We start from the raw sequence: 16,821 nt of genomic DNA, 5'->3' as shown, positions 1-16,821 counted from the left end.
CGCCATTCGCGGGCGGACGAGTGGACGGTGTCCATCAACGACGTGACTCCACCTGCCCACGAGATCCACACGCTCGTCAGCAGCGGCGACCTGGACTCCGCGACCCGACTGCTGCCCAAGAAGCGGCCAGGCGGGGCATCCGTGCCGGCGGCGACTTGTCGCAGGTACAAATCGTAAGACTGCGACGTGTCATGGACGAGCACCCTCCCGGCCGTATGCCAGTACCTGAGAGGAAGAACCTCACGGAACCTGGCGATGTCCTCGGCCGACGCTTCAACAACAGCGCCGGGCGCGGGCATCGTACGTTGCGCCTGGGTCAGACAGGGGGCAGGCCGAAGACATTCCCCGCGGTGCAGGCGACGATGCAGTTGCCTCCATCAGCCAGTTCCCAGATGCCTTTGGTTGTCGAGATCTGGCTGGTGCGAAAGTTCCAGACTGTTTTCCCCGTACGGCGGTCCAGTGCGTAAATGCCGCTGGTTTGATCGCCGCTGGCGACGTACACGGCGGTGTCGGTCACCACCAGGTCGTTGCCGTTGGCTCCTCCGTCGATGCTCCTGGACCAGATTTGCCGTCCATCGGAGGCGTCAAGAGCGCGTACGCCACGGTCGCTGTCGCCGATGTACAGCACGCCACCCTTGACCCGTGGGGCGCTGAAGAATCCCTCTGAGCTGTGGCTGAGCTTCGTCCACTTCTTTGTTCCCGTAGCGAGATCACAGGCGACGACGTGTTGGTCGGTGGCGAATACCGTGCCGTTGTCCACTGCCGGAAGGATGTAGTTTCCCGACCGCCCGAAAGGCACGGACCAGGCTTTGCTGCCGTCGGCTGTATTGCGGACGTTCAATGCGTTGGTGCCGTCGTCGGTATGGACGAGATAGCTGCCTGCCACGGTCCCCAAGGCAACTGTGACCGGGCCCTTTCCGTCAGGAACCACACGCCAGCGTTCGCGCCTGGTACTGATGTCGATGCTCAGCAGCACCGTACGGCGCTTGCCAGGCCCCGGGTCGGGACCGTCGATGGTGGGACTGCCTGAGCCGAAGGCGTAGATGGCCTTGTCATCGGCAGCAACGAATGCGGAGATGCCGACCAGATTCGAAGGCAGGGGCCATTGCCACGTCGGCCTGCCGGTGGACGGGTCCACCCGGATGACGTGTCCCTTCTGGTCCAGGGCGACGAAGGCATTCGCGTCCACGAACATGGGGATCAGACCCGTCGTGTGACCGAAGGTGCCTGAGCCCGACCACTTGCGTCGGCCCGTGGCCACGGCAAGGCCGAGCGGCTGGAGCTGCGGCAGGATCACCGTGCTTCCGGAGGCGGCCACGAGCGAGTTCTTCGGGTCGCCGGCGGTGTATGCCCAGAGCGCCGGTGCCACACCACCCGGCCATTGTGTACGCCGTGGAGTCGCTGTGCCGCTGTTCGTCGGGGTGGGCTTCGGCGCCGGCTTGTCGCCATCCCTCATCGCAATGGCGGCTCCGGCACCCGCAAGGCCCACCGTCCCGACCGTGGCCGCGACCGCCAGGAACCGCCGTCGCGAAGGACTTCCTCCAGCGGACTTGAGGCTCGCCGGGCCGCCCGACGGAGGGACGACCTGTGTCGGCGTATACGACTGCCGAGCCGGTGGGGTCGAGCCCTCCGGCGGCGTGTCCAGGTCGAGGATCCGAGCGGCGTGCTGGGCGATCGTCGACGCCACCTGTGTCGGCAGCCAGGCACCCGCTACGACCGAGAACCCGAGGCGTGCAACGCCCTCGGCGATCTGCTCGGGCGTCGGGCGCCGGCCCGGATCCTTTGCAAGACATGCGGCGACCAGCGCCTGCAACGCCTCGGGCACTTTGCTCAAATCGGGCTGCTCGTGCACCACTTGGTAGAGCAGCGATGCCGGAGCGCCCATCCCGAACGGCATCTGCCCGGAGGCGGAGTACGCGAGGACGACGCCGAGAGAGAAGACGTCGCCCTCCGGCCCGACCGCCTTCCCCATGGCCTGCTCCGGCGACATGAAACCGGGAGAACCCACCACGACTCCGGTACTGGTGAGGCGCTCGCCGTCGATGGCCCGGGCGATACCGAAATCAATCACCCGCGGCCCATCCGCAGTCAGGAGGATGTTGGACGGCTTGAGATCCCGGTGCACCAAACCCGCTCCGTGGATGCCGCGCAGTGCCTCGGCCAATCCGCCGGCCAGCGCCCACACGCTTGTCTCCGGCAACGGCCCATGCTGGGCAACCACGTCCTCCAGAGATGGTCCGAGCACGTACACCGTGGCCAGCCAGGGAAGTTGTCCTTCGGTGTCCGCGTCCACCACCGGAGCGGTATACGGCCCGGAGACGGCCCGCGCCACCTCCACTTCCTGCCTGAACCGCCGTCGGAATTCCCCGTCCTCGGCCAAGTCGGCCCGTACGACCTTCACCGCGACGGTACGCCCACCTCCGCTGCGCGCGAGATAGACACGGCCCATGCCACCTGCCCCGAGCCGCCCGATCATCCGGTACGCCCCGAGCACACTCGGATCTTCCGGCCGCAACGGCTCCACCAGCCAGCCCCCGTCTCAAGCACCACGAGCGTTCGACATACGCCCGCATGATCATGGATCCCGCAGCTTAGCCAACACACTCGCCGGAGGATTCGGCAGTCTCCGCGTGCCGAGGTCAAGCCAAGTGATCAGTGCACTGAGCCCAGGCGCCTGACGAGGGCGGCCCTGGCACGGCAACCCGCACGATGCTGCAGCCGGTGGTCTCCTCGCAGCGGACGGCAGTCGACCGCCGGCGGGAACGGGAAGACGGACACGCCCACCGGTGAACGGCACGGGTGGGCGTGCCCCCACGTCACCGACTCGCTGTGCCGAGCGGGCGTTCGTCGGTCGGGCCTGCATCGTTGACTGCCAGGTTTGCGTTTCGGGCCCATCTCCACGGCACAAGCTGGAGGACGCCGAACGCCACCTCGGCACCGAAGAACAGCCACAGGAGCCGCGACACACCGTGGGCCAGTGCGTACGCCTGCCACGTCGCGAACAGGGTACGTGCGATGCCGTCGAACAGTCCGTGCTCCGGCAGCGGCCTGACGATGCGCAGAACGGCCCAGACAACCACCACCGAGCCCATCAGATTGGCGAACAGGACCTGCCACGGGTCGAGTTCGGGCAGAGCTCCAAGACCGAGCGCGTTGCCGCACGACGACAGCGCGCCGTGCACCAGGGCATAGGTCCACGGAGTTGCGAATCCGGCCGTGACGGCCAGGTCGTACCAGGCGCTCGCGCGTACGACGCGCAGGTAGGCGGGGTGCGCGGGGATGCGAAGACGGCTCACGATGAGGCTCCTGCTGGTCTCGTGGCAGCGATGCCTCACGCTAAACAGTGGAGTACGCTCCAAGGTCAAGCCCGGTATCCGATGGAGGGGCATGCGCATCGGCGAGCTTGCCGCGCAGGCAGGCATGACCAGAGACACGATCCGGTTCTACGAGAAGGTCGGCCTTGTCGAAGGTCGGCGTCTGCCCAACGGGTATCGCGACTTCCCGCCCGAGACGGTGGCCTGGCTGCAGTACATCCGCACCGCGCAGGCACTCGGTTTCTCCCTGGCGGAGATCGCGCGGAACGGCGAGAAATTGCGCGAAGCACCGGACACCGCGGAAGCGCTGTCCGCGCTCTTCGAGGAGAAGATTCAGGTCATCGACACCCGTATCGCCGAATTGGCCACTCTGCGGGCCGACCTGGCGACTCGTGCGGGCACTGGATGCCCACTGCGGGCGGCCGACCGGCCCGCCGGAGCGGACGTTGGAAGCGACGCTGTTCCGACCAGTATGTGGCAACCGACGCAATAGTCGACTGAACGGGTTTGCCGATCACCAAGGACACGCACGGGAATGATCGACGGTCGGCCTCCGCGACGTGACCCCACTCGCCCACGCGGTTCACGCCCTCGGCAGCGGTGGTGACCTGGACCCTGCCGCCCGACTGCTGCCCCAGGAACGCCCGCGAGCCGATACCGCGTCGGCGTGCGCCGATGGTGGCCGTCCCGGTCCAGGGCCTGTCGTCACATTCCCGTCGTCGCCCGAAGGGCGGCCCCGCGGCGTCTGGTGCGTGCTCTCGGCGTGCCGGGCAGAAGTCCTCGTACTGGACGTACTTGGGCTTTCCCGGTCGTAGGCGGTGGTGCGCTGTGAGCACCGGAACGGCTATCGAGTGGACCGAGGTTCTCTGCGCCGGCAGCCTCCGGCGCAACTGCCTTCCCGCAGCAATGTCCATCACTGCGCGTGATCTTTCCGGGGGCGGCGTTGAGAACCACGACGAAGATCGAGTGGACGCGCGGCGACGACGGCGCTGCCGGAGCGACCTGGAATCCGGTGACCGGTGATGTGCATGGCTTCCATCAGGCCGGCGGAGTGCGTGGCCAGCCAGGATTACTCTCCATGTACAGTGGTAGCGCATTGTGACATGGCGGTGCGGCAGGCGCGCCTGCCACCACGTCGCGTGATCAGCCCGGCGCCTGCCCTACGGCGTCGGCCCCGCCGGCAGGTCAGCGGACCGGAGTCATGCGCCGCGGCCGGGGTGCTGCCGGGGCATGGTGGGCACGCCCCGATCCGCCCTGCCCGTCGCGGCGGTGCGGTGGGCCTGAGCGCGCTTGCTCCGCAGGAACATCAGAGTGAGGTCGAGTCCTCCGACCTCGCCGCGCCGGCCTTCGTCGGTCGCTCACCGGCGGCGGGCCGGCAGATCGCAAGTCCGCGCACCCAGGGGGTGCAGTCGCTGCCGGTCGGGTTCGGGCCGGCGTACTCGCGGCGCTCGGTGACGCGGCCTCGGGCGTCCTTGATGGTCAGCGTGCCCGAGCCGCCCTTGGCTGCGGTGACCGCGATCTGGTCGCCCTGGCCGTTGGTCTCGATGCGCCACCATTCTTGGCCGTTGACGCGGTGGACGGAGTCCGTGGGGCGTCCGGCGCCGTCGTCGGTGAGGACACGGCGCCGCTCTCGTTGGTGATCTTGCGGATGCGCCACTTGATGTAGCGGAGGGTGTCGCCGCCTTCGACGTGGTTGGGCAGCTGAATGCCGTCGAAGCTGACGGTGGGCAGGCTGACGTCGGTGTTGCCGGGGGGCGCAGAATGCGTCAATCGCCCGACCGTGACGGGAAGGGGGAGCACCCACGTCGATACAGCGTTCATGGGCCTCACGACTCCGGACAGGCCCTAGGGGCGATCCGAGTCCTGGGACCGGTGTTGTGAGCCGTGTTCCCGTGCGGTGCGCCAACGGGACCGGGTCTGTTCTACGAGGCCATCCCACTGGCGGCGTACCTCGTTGTCGGAAGGACGGTGGCCCTGACGGATCCGGGTGAGCTCGTCCCGTACCTCCCGCCCCAGTGCCGCCGATGCGACGATGACGAGCATGGCACTGAAGAGGGCCGAGATCATTGCGAAGACGACACCGACCGATCCATAGCGCGAGGCGGAGGTGTTGAAGTGATGCGGCAGGTAGACGCTCGCGCCCACCGAATAGACCGCCGTCAGCACGGCCGCGATGACGCCGAACGGGAGCAGGCCCCGCCAGGTGACCCGCTTGGCCGACAGAAGCCGGCCGCTCCAGACGAGGAAGACGGCGGTCAGCGGTACCTCGCACACCGTGGCCGCCAGACGTAGCCGTCCACCACCGAGGACCGCGTGGAGCCACCCGGTGACCGCCATGTAGCCGCCGAGAGACAGGATCCACCACAAGCCGTTACGTGTGTTGCGGACGCCCAGGGGCTTGAGCTCCCAGGTCTGCTCGATCAGCCGCTGGGAGGCTCGTGCGAAGCTCAGCATGGAGATCGTCAGAAACACGGCCCCGAGGACACCCACGCTCGCACTGGTGCCTTCGGCAGGGGAGAAGAGGGACTTGACTGCCTCGGCGCCTTGTCCGGTGAGGTCGTAGCGCCTGATGATCCGCTCCGCGGCGTCGTAGCTCACGAAATTGCCCAGGACGGCACTGCTGAGAATCAGGAGTGGGACCAGTGCGGTCAGAGCGCTGGATGCCAGCGCCATCGAGCGGTCGAAGCCCACGATCTTCTGGAACCGGTTGATGACCCGCAACGCGAAGGCGGGACGCAGCCAGAACGTCAGCGTTCTGACGAGGCGCTCGAGACTGATCCCCGACGTCCTGCCCTCCGAGAAAATCGGGAACTCTGTGGCGAAGCGAGCCTAACGGAGGGGCACGGGTCTGAAGAACGGCGACACGGGAAGCAGGGTGGCGGCCGAACAGCTGTCTGTCTCCTCGTCCCATCCCTGAGTACGGCAGGCACGCACGCTTCGGCTGAAAGGCCGGGTGGCCGCCTCACCAGGGGCTCTCGCGAACGTGGCGATCCGCCTTTCGCCGGGACAGCCACAGGGCGACCGCTTCCGAGACCGGCAGTCCGGTCTCCAGTTCGACGAAGCCGAACTGGCCGCCCTGATTGCACTCCAGGAACCACCAGATGCCGTCCTCGTCCTCGGCGAAGTCGAAGGCGGCGTACGCCAGTCCGGCAAGGGCGACGTACTCATGCACCGACGTGCCGATGCGCTCCGGTACCGGGATCGCCTCCCAGGCGTGCTCGGTGTCGCCGTAGCGGCCGTCGACCTGGCCGGGCTCGGCAATCTTCCGCGCGGCGAACATCCGGGTGCCGACACAGGTCAGACGAATGTCGGCGCGCTTGGGTATGTAACGCTGCAGCAGCGCGGGGCCGGCCGCGACGGCGGAGAAGTCCGCGTCGGGTCCGATCAGGGTGGTGGGCAGGGCCAGCGCGGGGTCACCGGGCGGCGGCCCCGAGGCGGACTTCACCACCACGTCCCGGTGCTCCTCGGCGAACTGCTGTGCCAGGCGTGGGGCCGTGGTGAAGACGGTCGGTGGTACGGCGAAGCCGCTGCGGTGAGCGATCTTCAACTGCCATGGCTTCAGGCGGGCCCGGTCGGCGTTGCGCGGATGGTTCATCCATCGTGTCGAGGCGGAGAAGAGCATGCCGAACAGCGCCTGACGGGTCTCGGCGGTCAGCCACGGCGAGGGGTGTGCGGCATGCGCCGCCGGTTCGCCGGGCCTGCGTACCCATACGGAGCGCAGGCCTCCCATGCTGAGCACATGTCCGTTCACCGACAGGTGCCCGTCGAAGTCGCCGTGGGCGTAGTACGCGGACAACACGACCTTGTCCGGAAGGTCGGCGGGGTCCAGCCGCATGACGGGTGTCCCCATCTCGTGCAGCTTGGCCACCACCATGTCGGCGGTCACGTCCTCCTCGGACGTGAGGATCAGTACGGTCATTCGGTTACGGGTCGTCAGTCGTCGAAGTGCGTCTGGGAACCGGCGGTGGATGTGGTCGTGCCGACCGCCAGCAGCAGGTCCGGGTCACTGACGGCCGGGCGGCCGTCGGGAAGCACGTTCAACTGACGCGACTCGTCGAAGTGGTACGGCGTCACCACGGCCGGAATCCCCTTGGGGAGAGCGTAGTTGAGGGTGAACGGTCGCACTCGAAACCTCCACGGGTGCACATGGCCTGCATGCGGTTAAGCGCCATTGCGTAAGGAATTCATCACGTTCTGTCATGCCGCGGTGAAGGCCATCACTTGTACACGACATCATTCGCATCGCCTGCACCAATGGCATCGCTGTTCTCACCTTCCCCACAAGTCACACATCGAATGGAGCGTCAGAACTGTCACAGAGGTACGAACGGTGACCGCTCCCTCACTCCCGGGGGGAGTCCAACAGGCGCGCCGACCGGGAAATTCGGTTGCCTCTGGCGGACCCGTGCGCGCTAATACCCCGCATGGCCTACATTCAGGGCTCATACGATGATCTGTTCACCGCAGTGCCCAGTGCGCTGGCCGGATTGCTGGACGACGGAGACGCGGGCGCCTCGGTTGCGGTCTTCGTGGACGGCGAGCCGGTGGTGGACGTCTGGGGTGGGTTCGCCGACGCGGACCGCACGATCCCGTGGCAGCGGGACACGATCACCAACGTGTGGTCCGTCACCAAGACGATGACGGCGCTGTGCGCACTGACCCTGGCCGACCGCGGCGAGCTCGACCTGGCCGCACCGGTCGGCCGGTACTGGCCCGAGTTCACCAGGGCGGGCAAGGAGAAGGTGCTGGTGCGGCATCTGCTCGCCCACACTGCAGGACTGCCCGACTGGGACGGGGCGGTCGAGGAACTCCACGACTGGCCGTCCGCCACGGCACGTCTGGCCGCGCAGGCTCCGCAATGGGAACCGGGAAGCACGGCCGGATACCACTCGCTCACCCAGGGGTTTCTGGTGGGCGAGGTCGTACGCCGGATCACCGGCCGGAGCCTGGGCGCGTTCTTCGCTGAGGAAGTGGCCGCACCGCTGGGTGCCGACTTCCACATCGGACTGCCCGCCGAGCACGACCACCGGGTGGCGCTCACGGTCCCGCCGTCGTCCCGGGACGAGGACTACGCCGCGAGCGCGCCCGGCAGCGGCACGTCCCCCGCCGCCGCCACCGCCATACGGGTCCGTGACGGGAACAGTGCGGCCTGGCGTCGTGCGGAGATCCCCGCCGCGAGCGGATTCGGCAACGCCCACTCGGTCGCCCTCGTGCAGTCGGTGATGGCCTGCGGAGGGGCGGTGCGTGGGGTGCGGCTGCTGTCGCAGGCAGGCTGTGACTTGGCACGGGAGGAGCAGTTCCACGGAGAGGACCGACTTCTGGGCATGCCGGTCCGTTACGGCCTGGGCTACGGGCTGTTCGGCAACACCTTCGGGTGGGGTGGTTGGGGCGGCTCCTTGGTCGTGATCGATCCCGACGGCCGTATGGCGGTGGCGTACGTGACGAACCAGATGCGCGAACCCGCAGACGACAACCGGGGACTGGAGATCGTGATGGCCGCCTACGACGGGCTCAAGGGTCTGCGGGCTTGATCCAACTCGACCTTGGTTGCGGCGGCGGGGAGTGGCTGCTGCGCGCCCTGGCCACGCACCCGGAGCTGCGCGCCGAGGGCGTCGACGTCTCCGAGAACGCCCTGGAACAGGCCCGATTACTCAGAGCAGCATGAAATGCTATTCACCGAATGATGGTTTGCACGCATATTCATAATTACTCCGAACGCGTACTGTCATCTGACTGCCGGAACGATTCTTCATGGAATCATTCCCCCGAATGCAGGATAGCCACCGCGCCGTGGCGCTCGTTAGGTGATCGTGACTTGGAACGAACCAGAAGATCAGATCTCGGCCGGAAGCAGCGCCTCCTGGCACGAGCCGGCAGGGGGCGACGTGCTTGTCAAGGGCTGTTCGGACATTCTTGAAGATTTCCTCAAGGCCATCGGTGAGATGGAACGTGATTACCTGCGCGCGCTAGACGGAACGTCCTGACCGAGGGCCGCGGAGGAGCAGAGAATGGACAGGCTGCAAGGCGAGCCAAGCCTCTACGACATTCAGTTCGCCCTCAGGACCGACTACGACACGCTGGGGCAGCATTCCTACCATGCTGATCCGCTCGAGGCGCATCACGTCTGGAGCGCCCCCGGTCCGGACATCGCGCCGAACGGCTGGGATCCGGACGAAGAGCTGGCCCAGATGCTGTCCACCGTGACCAGCGCGGATCCCGTTCCGACCACGCTGGACGGGCATCATCGCCACCGGAGCGACCGCCGACGGCCCCGGCCGGGATCCCACATCCTCGACAGCGGCCACAAAGTCACCCCTGTCACGATCCTGGTCGCCACCATCGCCGCGTGCGCTGTGGCCATGCTCGGTTGGTCCATCGCTTATTCGTACAATCAGCTGCGCGCCATCGCTTCGACCGTACTTCCGGCGCCACTGGCGCAATGGTGGCCGCTGACGGTCTACGGCCCCTGGTTCGTGGCGGCGCTGTCCGTCCTGCGGGCGGCGTTTCAGCACCGCACCGCCCGGCGATCCTGGGGTGTTCTCCTGGTCGCCTCCGCCACAGCGGTCGTCCTGTGCGTCAGCCACTCATCACATTCTCTGCTCTCGATGGTGATCGTCGGAATTCCGCCGATCACCGCACTTGTATGTTTCCGGGAGCTCGTCGGCCAGGTTTCGTCCAAGTACCGCCCCCGGCATGCCGCACACAGCAAAGACCAGTCCAGCGGCGGCTGACACGAAGACCTGAGTGACGCCCCGTGGCGGGCCGGTGCTCCCGGGTGGCATGGTCATGAGGCGGAGTGTCATGACCGTTCGCGAAGGGGGTCTGTCGTGTTGTACGCGCGGAGTCGGGCGGTGCGCATGCCCACGCGGGAGGAGGCTCCGCCGGGGCGGGCGGCGCTTGCGTACGAGGTACCGAAAACGCATGCGGTGCTCGGCACCGCGTTGCAGGGCCCTTACCCCGAGGGTTTCGAGGTCATGAACTTCGCCCTCGGGTGCTTCTGGGGAGCCGAGCGGCGGTTCTGGGAAGTTCCGGGCGTGTGGACGACCCTGACCGGGTTTCAGGGCGGGTTCACGCCGTTCCCCGTCGACGACGAGGTGCGGACGGGGCGCACCGGGCACGCGGAGACCGTGCGCGTCGTGTTCGATCCGGCGAAGGTCTCCTGTCCCGACCTGCTGAGGGTGTTCTGGGAGGGGCACGACCCCACACAGGGCTTCCGGCAGGGCAATGACGTCGGCACCCATGTCCGTTCGGTCCTCTTCACCCACTCCCCCGCGCAGCGCGAGGCGGCCGAGCGCACCCGCGCCCGCTACCAGGAGGCCCTCGCCTCCTTCGGGCACGGCACGATCACCACGGAGATCATGCCGGCCGACGCACACCCCTTCTATCCTGCGCGCGCCCACCATCAGCAGTACCTGCACAGGAATCCGGCCGGCTACTGCGGGCTCGGCGGTACGGGGATCACGCTGCGCACGCCCTGACGCACATCCGAACGGCACCCGCCCCTTGGGGCGGGTGCCGTTGTTCGGGTATGGCGTGTGGATCATCCCAACCGGCCATGGCTGGGCCCAACCGGCCATGGACGGGCCGAACCGGCCCGTCCCAATCCGGCCATGTACGCGCCCAACCCCGGCCATGTACGGGCCTAACCGGCCATGGACGGGGCGAACACCGAAAAGGCCGGGGCGAGTTGTACTCCGGGGGCCAGGCCCAGGGCGACGAGTGCGTCGGGCAGGCCGCGTCCGACGCGCGTCGCCTCCACCGTCGCCGGGGTGGCCAGTTGGCGGCAGCTGGAGGCGATGATCTCGAACAAGTGCTGAACGCGGCCAGGTCCGCGAGGCAGCAGCTGGCCGTGGAACTCCTCATGGTGAGCCAGAACCAGGGCGGCGAGGCCGGCGACATGGGCCGAGGCCGTGCCGGTGCCGTCGAGGGCCGCGTATCCGCCCTGCGGCGCGCACGACAGGACCGCAACGCCGGGGGCCGCCGCGTCGACCCCGGGGCCGTAGCAGCTGAACGGCGCGGCGAACAGGCCTTCCGGTGTCAACTGCGCCCCTGAATGGGTGGCTTGGGAGGTGTCCTGCGGGTACGAGCCGAAGACGCCGAGCGCGCCCACGGTGAACACGGTGGGCAGCGAGCCCGGGAAGGCGACCGGTCCGCCGGTGTCCCCCGCCGGGGCGACACAGGCGACGCCCGCCGCGTTGGCATCGGCGAGCTTGCGCGAGACCAGCGCCGACGAGTACGGGGACGCAACCCCGATATGGGCGACGTCGACCTCGCGTTCGATGCAGTGGTCCAGGGCGGCGATCAGATCGCTGAAGTGCCCGTCCGGCATCACCTGACAGACCTCGATCTCGGCGTCGACCGCGATGCCGATGACGCCCTTGCCGGTGTCCGCCCCGGCGATGATGCCCGCCGCATGGGTGCCGGTGCCCACCGGGTCATGGGCCCAGCCCTCGTCCGAGCCGCGCACGAGGTCGACCCCGGAGCGCACCCGCTCCTTCAGATCGGGGTGCTCGGCGCTGACGCCCGTACCGATGACCGCGATCCTGACCCCGAAGGCGCGGAACGTGGGGGGCAGCCGGTCCAGCCGCATGGCCTGCTGGCCCCAGCCGTACTGCTGCCGCCGCTCCAGCTCGGGGTACACCTTGGCCAGCGGAGTGAGGGTGACGAGGTTCTCCTGGGTCGCCGACAGATCGGGGCGGCGGATCCAGCGGTCCGTGTAACCGCCCGCGGGGCGGACGTACAGGGACTGAATGGACTCCGCGGTCTCCGTCGCCAGGGTGACGGTGGCCGTTCCGTCGGCGCCGGTGACGCCCTGGCTCGGCCAGGTCGACCCGATCAGGAAAACGCCCGCGCCGGCCAGCGGTTCGCCGTCCGGGCCGCAGACACGCAACGAGATCTCCACGGGCTCTTCCAGCGGTACGACCAGCCCCGGATCGCGGAGCGGCAGGATCCCCGCGGTCCGCGTGGCGGCGGGTCCGGTTCCGGACAGCGGCAGGTCCGGTTCGATGTGCACGTGCAGCGACCGCATCGCCGGCACCTGGGCCTCGGCCGCCTCGACGACCGCGATGTCCGGGCAGGAGGGGCGCACCCCGGCCGACTGGAGCTTCTCCGACGGCTGGAGCCTGCGGACCACTCTGACCTCGGGCATCCGGTCCAGCCGGTCACACACCGCGTCCATGCTCAGTTCGGGCACTCCCGGCGGGAGCAGATGCTGCGGCAGCGGCGTGACCATGTACCGCTCGCGGCGCGGCTGCACCGTGATCGGTGACTGCGCGCCCTTCCTGCGTGCCCCCGGCTCCTTGCCCTCGGGTCCCGGCCCACCCGCCCCCGCGCCCTCGGTCCCGCTCTCGCGGTTGTTTCCGGGCCTTTCCTTGACCATTGCGTCCACCTTCACCACGCCTACGTCGGTCGTTGGTCGTAACTGTGCGCCTGATCCGGCGACGGGCGGCTTGCGCTTCCACGGTGATGCGGTGTGCCCGGGAGGACTCCCGGGGCACACCGCATCGCGCGCCGCCAGGGGTCAGCCGATACCGAAGGGCTGACCCATCTGGCCGAAGCCGAATCCGGGCTGCTGCTGGTACTGCGGGAACTGCTGGCCGAACTGCTGGCCGAACCCGCCGCCCCACTGCTGACCCTGCTGGCTCTGCTGGACGAGGTGCGCGATCGTGATCGGCAGCGCCTGCTGCACGGCCTGCTCCACAGCGGACCTTACGCCCTGACGCAGCGTGTGCTGGAGCGCGACGGCCACGTACGGGTGCGCCTGGTGGGCCAGGCCCTGCTGCTGGAGCTGCTGCTGGACCTGCTGCAGCTGCTGCAGCGTCTGCTGCATGCGCTGTGCGATCTGCTGGCTCGCCTGCTGACAGGCCTGCTGGATCGTCTGCTGGACGACCTGCGCGATCGGCCCCTGGGGAGTACCGATCTGCTGGCCGAACTGCTGGAGGGGTTGGGTACCGGTCATGACCGACATGAATGCTCCATTCGATGCCATGGGAAAGCCGACATAGGGGTCTACGTAGGCTTTGTCGGGAGAAGTCCGACGCCATGAAGCTAAGTTGGCCCCGCAGCGGCCGCAATCGGAAGGCACCCTCCGGACGGCCGTCACCCCGGGCGACCCCGCCCGGAGGCCGGGTTCCGCTCCCAGGGGATCGCTCCGCCGACCAGGTGAACGTCCTCGGCGGCAGCGGCGGGCCCCGCCGTGACGAGCGGCCCCGGACCCCCGCCACCGCCACCGCCACCGCCACCGCCCATGAAACAACTACCCGGCGGACCAAGGCAGTTCGCCGTTCACGGGAGTTGGATGGTCACGGGAGTTCTCAGTCGTCACCGCTCCCGTACGGCCTGGTGAGAATCTCCAGCTTGTGGCCGTTCGGGTCGTCGAAGTACGCCCCGCGGCCGCCGTCGTTGTGGTTGATCTCGCCGGGGCGGTGGTGGTACGGGTCCGCCCAGTACGTCAGGCCCGCCGCGCGGATGCGGGCGAAGATCGCGTCGAAGTCGTTCTCGGAGACCAGAAACGCGTAGTGCTGCGGTGTGATCTCGCCGGACGTCTCCATGTAGTCCAGAGTCACGCCGTTCGTGATCTGCACCGGGGTGAACGGGCCGAACCGCGGTGCCACCTCCAGGCCCAGCAGATCCGCGAGGAAACGCGCGGAAGTCTCCTTGTCATGCGCTGCGACGATCGTGTGGTTGAGCTCGACGGACATCGGTCGGCCTCCTGTCCTCTGGATGCCCATGACCACTTTCCACGCTAGGCAGCCGAGACCGGGCGGGGAACCCTGCCGGGGGCGCCAGGCGTCTCGGACCGTGATCACCTACGGGATCGGGGGACGGGACATGGCCATGGCCGACAGCGACAGACAGGTGACACCGGCCTCGAGGCACCCGCGGGCGGCGGCCCTCGCCTCGGCCCTGCTGCTCGGGCTGGGCGCGCTCTGTGTCTACGGCTACGGCGTCGCCGAGCACCACCACTGGGCCGCCGAGACGGCCCGGTGCGGCACGGTCCTGCCGATCAGCCGGGTGATGTGGGCGACCGCCTACGCGGGGCCGCTGTTCACCCTCGCCGCCGTCGTCCTTTCCGCACGGGCGCTGCGCCGGTCGACCGGGCGCGTGTGGCCGGCGGCCCTCGTCTTCACGCTCTCGCTCCTGCTGTTCCTCTACCAGGTGCTGGGAGTGTGGTTCATGTACCACCCCGCCGTCCCCGATGTCGGGATCAGCTGCGCGTAGTCACCGAAACACAACGCGAGGCGGCCGCAAGGCCGCCTCGCGTCATCGTCACCGGATCCTCAGATGGTGGCCGTGTCGATCACGAACCGGTACCGCACATCGCTGTTCAGCACCCGCTCGTAGGCCTCGTTGATCTCGGAGGCGCTGATCAGTTCGATCTCGGAGCCGATGCCGTGCTCCGCACAGAAGTCGAGCATCTCCTGGGTCTCACGGATCCCGCCGATCATGGAGCCGGCGAGGGTCTTGCGGCCGCCGATCACCGAGAACAGGTTGAGCGAGATGGGCTCCTCGGGCGCACCCACGTTCACCAGCGCGCCGTCCACCTTCAGCAGCGACAGCAACGCGCCGAAGTCCATCGGCGCCGACACGGTCGAAACGATCAGGTCGAAGGTGCCGCGCAGCTCCTCGAAGGTCTTCGGGTCGCTGGTGGCGTAGTAGTGGTCGGCGCCCAGCTTCAGCCCGTCGTCCTTCTTGCGCAGGGACTGCGAGAGCACGGTCACCTCGGCGCCGAGCGCGTGCGCGATCTTGACGCCCATGTGGCCGAGGCCGCCCAGGCCGACGATCGCGACCTTCTTGCCGGGGCCGGCGTTCCAATGCCGCAGCGGGGAGTACGTGGTGATGCCGGCGCACAGCAGCGGGGCGGCGACGTCCAGGGAGAGTCCGTCCGGGATACGGACGACGAAGTTCTCGTCGACGACGATCTTCTCGGAGTAGCCGCCGTAGGTGGGCTCGCCGTCCTTGCCGATGGCGTTGTAGGTGCCCACGCCGCCCTTGAGGCAGTACTGCTCCAGGCCGGCCTGGCAGTTCTCGCACTCACGGCAGGAGTCAACCATGCAGCCGACGCCCACGCGGTCGCCGACCTGGTACTTGGTGACACCGGAGCCGACCGCGGAGACGACGCCCGCGATCTCGTGGCCCGGAACCATCGGGAAGATCGCCTCGCCCCAGCCCTCGCGGGCCTGGTGGATGTCCGAGTGGCAGATGCCGGCGAACTTGATGTCGATCAGGACGTCGAACTCGCCGACCTCCCGGCGCTCGATCGTGGTGCGCTCGAGCGGAGCCTTGGCGGCGGGTGCGGCGTAAGCAGCAACAGTGGTCATGCCGGGGGTTCTCCTAGAGGGGGTCGCGTGGCCGGCTGTCTTGCGCCGGGCACGGCATCCAGCCTGCCGTAGGGCACCGGGCTCACCCAGACCACGGCTCTGCCTACGTCCAGCGTTCCTACCACTGGCGGGGTCAGGCTCACCGTCCTACGACCAGGAATACTGGACGTATGGACGAACAGCCCGACTCCGTGCAGGCGCCCGCCGAGGGAGCCGGTCAGGCCCTGGACCGGCGTGCCGAGCTCAGCGAGTTCCTGCGCACCCGGCGGGCCCGGCTCAAGCCCGAGGACGTGGGCCTGCCGACGTTCGGGCGGCACCGGCGGGTGCCGGGGCTGCGGCGCGAGGAGCTGGCACAGCTGGCCGGGGTGTCCGTGGCGTACTACACGCGTCTGGAGCAGGGCAACGGACGGAACGTGTCCGCGGAGGTACTCGACGCAATCGCCCGTGCGCTGCGGCTGAGCGAGGCCGAGCACGCGCATCTGACGCATCTCGCCAAGCCGAAGGCGCACAAGAAGAAGCCGTCGGCGCGGGTGCAACAGGTGAGGTCCTCGCTGCGGCAGTTGCTGGACTCCTTCGACGGCGTCCCGGCGTACATCGTGGGGCGGCACGCGGACATCCTGGCCTGGAACCGCATGGCCGCGGCCGTCTTCGGGGACTGGGCGGAGCTGCCTCAGCAGGAGCGGAACTGGGCGCGTATGGCGTTCCTGCGGCCGGAGTACCACGATCTGTTCGTCGACTGGGAGCAGAAGGCGATCGACATCGTGTGTCAGCTGCGGTACCAGGCGGGATGCCACCCGGACGATCCGCGGCTGTCGGCGCTGGTCGGGGAGCTGTCGGTGAAGAGCGAGGAGTTCCGCCGGCTGTGGGCGACGCACGACGTCAAGGAGAAGAGCCACGGGCTGAAGCTGCTGCGGCATCCACTGGTGGGCGATCTCGCACTGCAGTTTGAGTCGTTCAGGTTGCCGGACGACGGTGAGCTGGCCCTGGTGACGTACCACGCCGAGCCGGAGTCCGCGTCGGCTCAGGCGCTGCGGCTGCTGGCGAGCTGGGGTACGGACGCGACCCGCGCGGGCACGACCGCTCCCCGGCCCTGAGCCTGAGCCGACCGCTGCTCGGGAACGCGGTACCTGACGTACTCGACGATGTGAGCGGTCATGGGCTCACGGAAACACGGACGGCCCGCCGGA

General features: G+C 68.4%; 17 protein-coding genes and 1 pseudogene. 8 read left to right on the top strand and 10 right to left on the bottom strand.

What is annotated here, in order from left to right:
* Positions 1–316 precede the first annotated feature (316 nt).
* Together ABT186_RS06545 and ABT186_RS06540 are read right to left on the bottom strand one after the other, a co-directional pair.
* Complete coding sequence (locus tag ABT186_RS06545) at positions 317–2,476, bottom strand: protein kinase domain-containing protein (protein WP_351923952.1); 2,160 nt, start codon at positions 2,474–2,476, stop codon at positions 317–319.
* 340 nt (positions 2,477–2,816) lie between these two features.
* Positions 2,817–3,296 carry a hypothetical protein gene (locus ABT186_RS06540; RefSeq protein ID WP_351923862.1) on the bottom strand — a complete coding sequence of 160 codons (480 nt, stop codon included), beginning with the start codon at positions 3,294–3,296 and terminating at the stop codon, positions 2,817–2,819.
* A gap of 91 nt (positions 3,297–3,387) precedes the next feature.
* Here ABT186_RS06540 and ABT186_RS06535 point away from each other — a divergent pair, with 91 nt between their 5' ends.
* Positions 3,388–3,807: a MerR family transcriptional regulator gene (locus ABT186_RS06535; protein WP_351221953.1), complete on the top strand. Its 420-nt coding sequence runs from the start codon at positions 3,388–3,390 to the stop codon at positions 3,805–3,807.
* 813 nt (positions 3,808–4,620) lie between these two features.
* Here the strand turns inward: ABT186_RS06535 and ABT186_RS06530 are convergent.
* The 4 genes from ABT186_RS06530 to tgmA form a co-directional block, all read right to left on the bottom strand.
* The gene (locus ABT186_RS06530; RefSeq protein WP_351221954.1) at positions 4,621–4,971 is read right to left on the bottom strand and encodes a hypothetical protein; all 351 of its coding nucleotides are present in this window, start codon (positions 4,969–4,971) and stop codon (positions 4,621–4,623) included.
* Positions 4,972–5,159: 188 nt separating this feature from the next.
* A complete protein-coding gene (locus ABT186_RS06525; protein WP_351221955.1) occupies positions 5,160–6,035 on the bottom strand; it encodes a YhjD/YihY/BrkB family envelope integrity protein in 876 nt (291 codons plus the stop codon).
* 241 nt (positions 6,036–6,276) lie between these two features.
* On the bottom strand, positions 6,277–7,233 hold the full coding sequence (locus ABT186_RS06520) for an MvdC/MvdD family ATP grasp protein (protein WP_351221956.1): 957 nt from the start codon (positions 7,231–7,233) through the stop codon (positions 6,277–6,279).
* Between the two features lie 14 nt (positions 7,234–7,247).
* Positions 7,248–7,439, bottom strand: coding sequence for a putative ATP-grasp-modified RiPP (gene tgmA / locus ABT186_RS06515; RefSeq protein WP_351221957.1), 192 nt, complete (start codon positions 7,437–7,439; stop codon positions 7,248–7,250).
* A gap of 299 nt (positions 7,440–7,738) precedes the next feature.
* Between tgmA and ABT186_RS06510 the strand changes: the two genes are divergently transcribed.
* The 5 genes and pseudogenes from ABT186_RS06510 to msrA all read left to right on the top strand — a co-directional run bounded on the left by ABT186_RS06510 (position 7,739) and on the right by msrA (position 10,792).
* On the top strand, positions 7,739–8,845 hold the full coding sequence (locus tag ABT186_RS06510; protein ID WP_351923860.1) for a serine hydrolase domain-containing protein: 1,107 nt from the start codon (positions 7,739–7,741) through the stop codon (positions 8,843–8,845).
* 5 nt (positions 8,846–8,850) lie between these two features.
* Positions 8,851–8,961 (top strand): annotated as a pseudogene (locus ABT186_RS06505) (class I SAM-dependent methyltransferase); the annotation flags it as partial.
* A gap of 163 nt (positions 8,962–9,124) precedes the next feature.
* Complete coding sequence (locus ABT186_RS06500; RefSeq protein ID WP_351221959.1) at positions 9,125–9,298, top strand: hypothetical protein; 174 nt, start codon at positions 9,125–9,127, stop codon at positions 9,296–9,298.
* Positions 9,299–9,322: 24 nt separating this feature from the next.
* On the top strand, positions 9,323–10,045 hold the full coding sequence (locus ABT186_RS06495; RefSeq protein WP_351221960.1) for a DUF2637 domain-containing protein: 723 nt from the start codon (positions 9,323–9,325) through the stop codon (positions 10,043–10,045).
* A 126-nt stretch (positions 10,046–10,171) separates the two neighbouring features.
* A complete protein-coding gene (gene msrA, locus ABT186_RS06490; protein ID WP_351923858.1) occupies positions 10,172–10,792 on the top strand; it encodes a peptide-methionine (S)-S-oxide reductase MsrA in 621 nt (206 codons plus the stop codon).
* Between the two features lie 164 nt (positions 10,793–10,956).
* On the opposite strand, the gene ABT186_RS06485 is transcribed toward msrA, so the two are convergent.
* From ABT186_RS06485 to ABT186_RS06475, 3 genes are all read right to left on the bottom strand, one after another.
* Complete coding sequence (locus tag ABT186_RS06485; RefSeq protein WP_351221962.1) at positions 10,957–12,693, bottom strand: S8 family serine peptidase; 1,737 nt, start codon at positions 12,691–12,693, stop codon at positions 10,957–10,959.
* Between the two features lie 141 nt (positions 12,694–12,834).
* A complete protein-coding gene (locus tag ABT186_RS06480; protein WP_351221963.1) occupies positions 12,835–13,272 on the bottom strand; it encodes a hypothetical protein in 438 nt (145 codons plus the stop codon).
* 355 nt (positions 13,273–13,627) lie between these two features.
* On the bottom strand, positions 13,628–14,014 hold the full coding sequence (locus ABT186_RS06475; protein WP_351221964.1) for a VOC family protein: 387 nt from the start codon (positions 14,012–14,014) through the stop codon (positions 13,628–13,630).
* Positions 14,015–14,114: 100 nt separating this feature from the next.
* Between ABT186_RS06475 and ABT186_RS06470 the strand changes: the two genes are divergently transcribed.
* Entirely contained in the window at positions 14,115–14,534 is a 420-nt protein-coding gene (locus ABT186_RS06470; protein ID WP_351221965.1) for a hypothetical protein, read from the top strand.
* Between the two features lie 59 nt (positions 14,535–14,593).
* Here the strand turns inward: ABT186_RS06470 and ABT186_RS06465 are convergent, their stop codons facing one another.
* Positions 14,594–15,634 carry an NAD(P)-dependent alcohol dehydrogenase gene (locus tag ABT186_RS06465; RefSeq protein ID WP_351221966.1) on the bottom strand — a complete coding sequence of 347 codons (1,041 nt, stop codon included), beginning with the start codon at positions 15,632–15,634 and terminating at the stop codon, positions 14,594–14,596.
* A 170-nt stretch (positions 15,635–15,804) separates the two neighbouring features.
* On the opposite strand from ABT186_RS06465, the gene ABT186_RS06460 reads away from it, so the two are divergent.
* Positions 15,805–16,728, top strand: coding sequence for a helix-turn-helix domain-containing protein (locus ABT186_RS06460; protein WP_351221967.1), 924 nt, complete (start codon positions 15,805–15,807; stop codon positions 16,726–16,728).
* Positions 16,729–16,821 lie beyond the last annotated feature (93 nt).

The sequence above is a fragment of the Streptomyces sp. NPDC001634 genome (genome assembly GCF_040298185.1).
Classification (GTDB): domain Bacteria; phylum Actinomycetota; class Actinomycetes; order Streptomycetales; family Streptomycetaceae; genus Streptomyces.
The sequence above is the reverse complement of the archived record's forward strand: the minus strand, read 5'-3'. Positions and strand labels throughout refer to the sequence as shown.

Excerpts from the sequence above, each read along its gene's own strand:
- ABT186_RS06545 (WP_351923952.1), bottom strand. The coding sequence starts at position 2,476 with ATGATCGGGCGGCTCGGGGCAGGTGGCATGGGCCGTGTCTATCTCGCG.
- ABT186_RS06535 (WP_351221953.1), top strand. The coding sequence starts at position 3,388 with ATGCGCATCGGCGAGCTTGCCGCGCAGGCAGGCATGACCAGAGACACG.
- ABT186_RS06520 (WP_351221956.1), bottom strand. The coding sequence starts at position 7,233 with ATGACCGTACTGATCCTCACGTCCGAGGAGGACGTGACCGCCGACATG.
- ABT186_RS06510 (WP_351923860.1), top strand. The coding sequence starts at position 7,739 with ATGGCCTACATTCAGGGCTCATACGATGATCTGTTCACCGCAGTGCCC.
- ABT186_RS06495 (WP_351221960.1), top strand. The coding sequence starts at position 9,323 with ATGGACAGGCTGCAAGGCGAGCCAAGCCTCTACGACATTCAGTTCGCC.
- msrA (WP_351923858.1), top strand. The coding sequence starts at position 10,172 with ATGCCCACGCGGGAGGAGGCTCCGCCGGGGCGGGCGGCGCTTGCGTAC.
- ABT186_RS06485 (WP_351221962.1), bottom strand. The coding sequence starts at position 12,693 with ATGGTCAAGGAAAGGCCCGGAAACAACCGCGAGAGCGGGACCGAGGGC.
- ABT186_RS06480 (WP_351221963.1), bottom strand. The coding sequence starts at position 13,272 with ATGACCGGTACCCAACCCCTCCAGCAGTTCGGCCAGCAGATCGGTACT.
- ABT186_RS06475 (WP_351221964.1), bottom strand. The coding sequence starts at position 14,014 with ATGTCCGTCGAGCTCAACCACACGATCGTCGCAGCGCATGACAAGGAG.
- ABT186_RS06465 (WP_351221966.1), bottom strand. The coding sequence starts at position 15,634 with ATGACCACTGTTGCTGCTTACGCCGCACCCGCCGCCAAGGCTCCGCTC.
- ABT186_RS06460 (WP_351221967.1), top strand. The coding sequence starts at position 15,805 with ATGGACGAACAGCCCGACTCCGTGCAGGCGCCCGCCGAGGGAGCCGGT.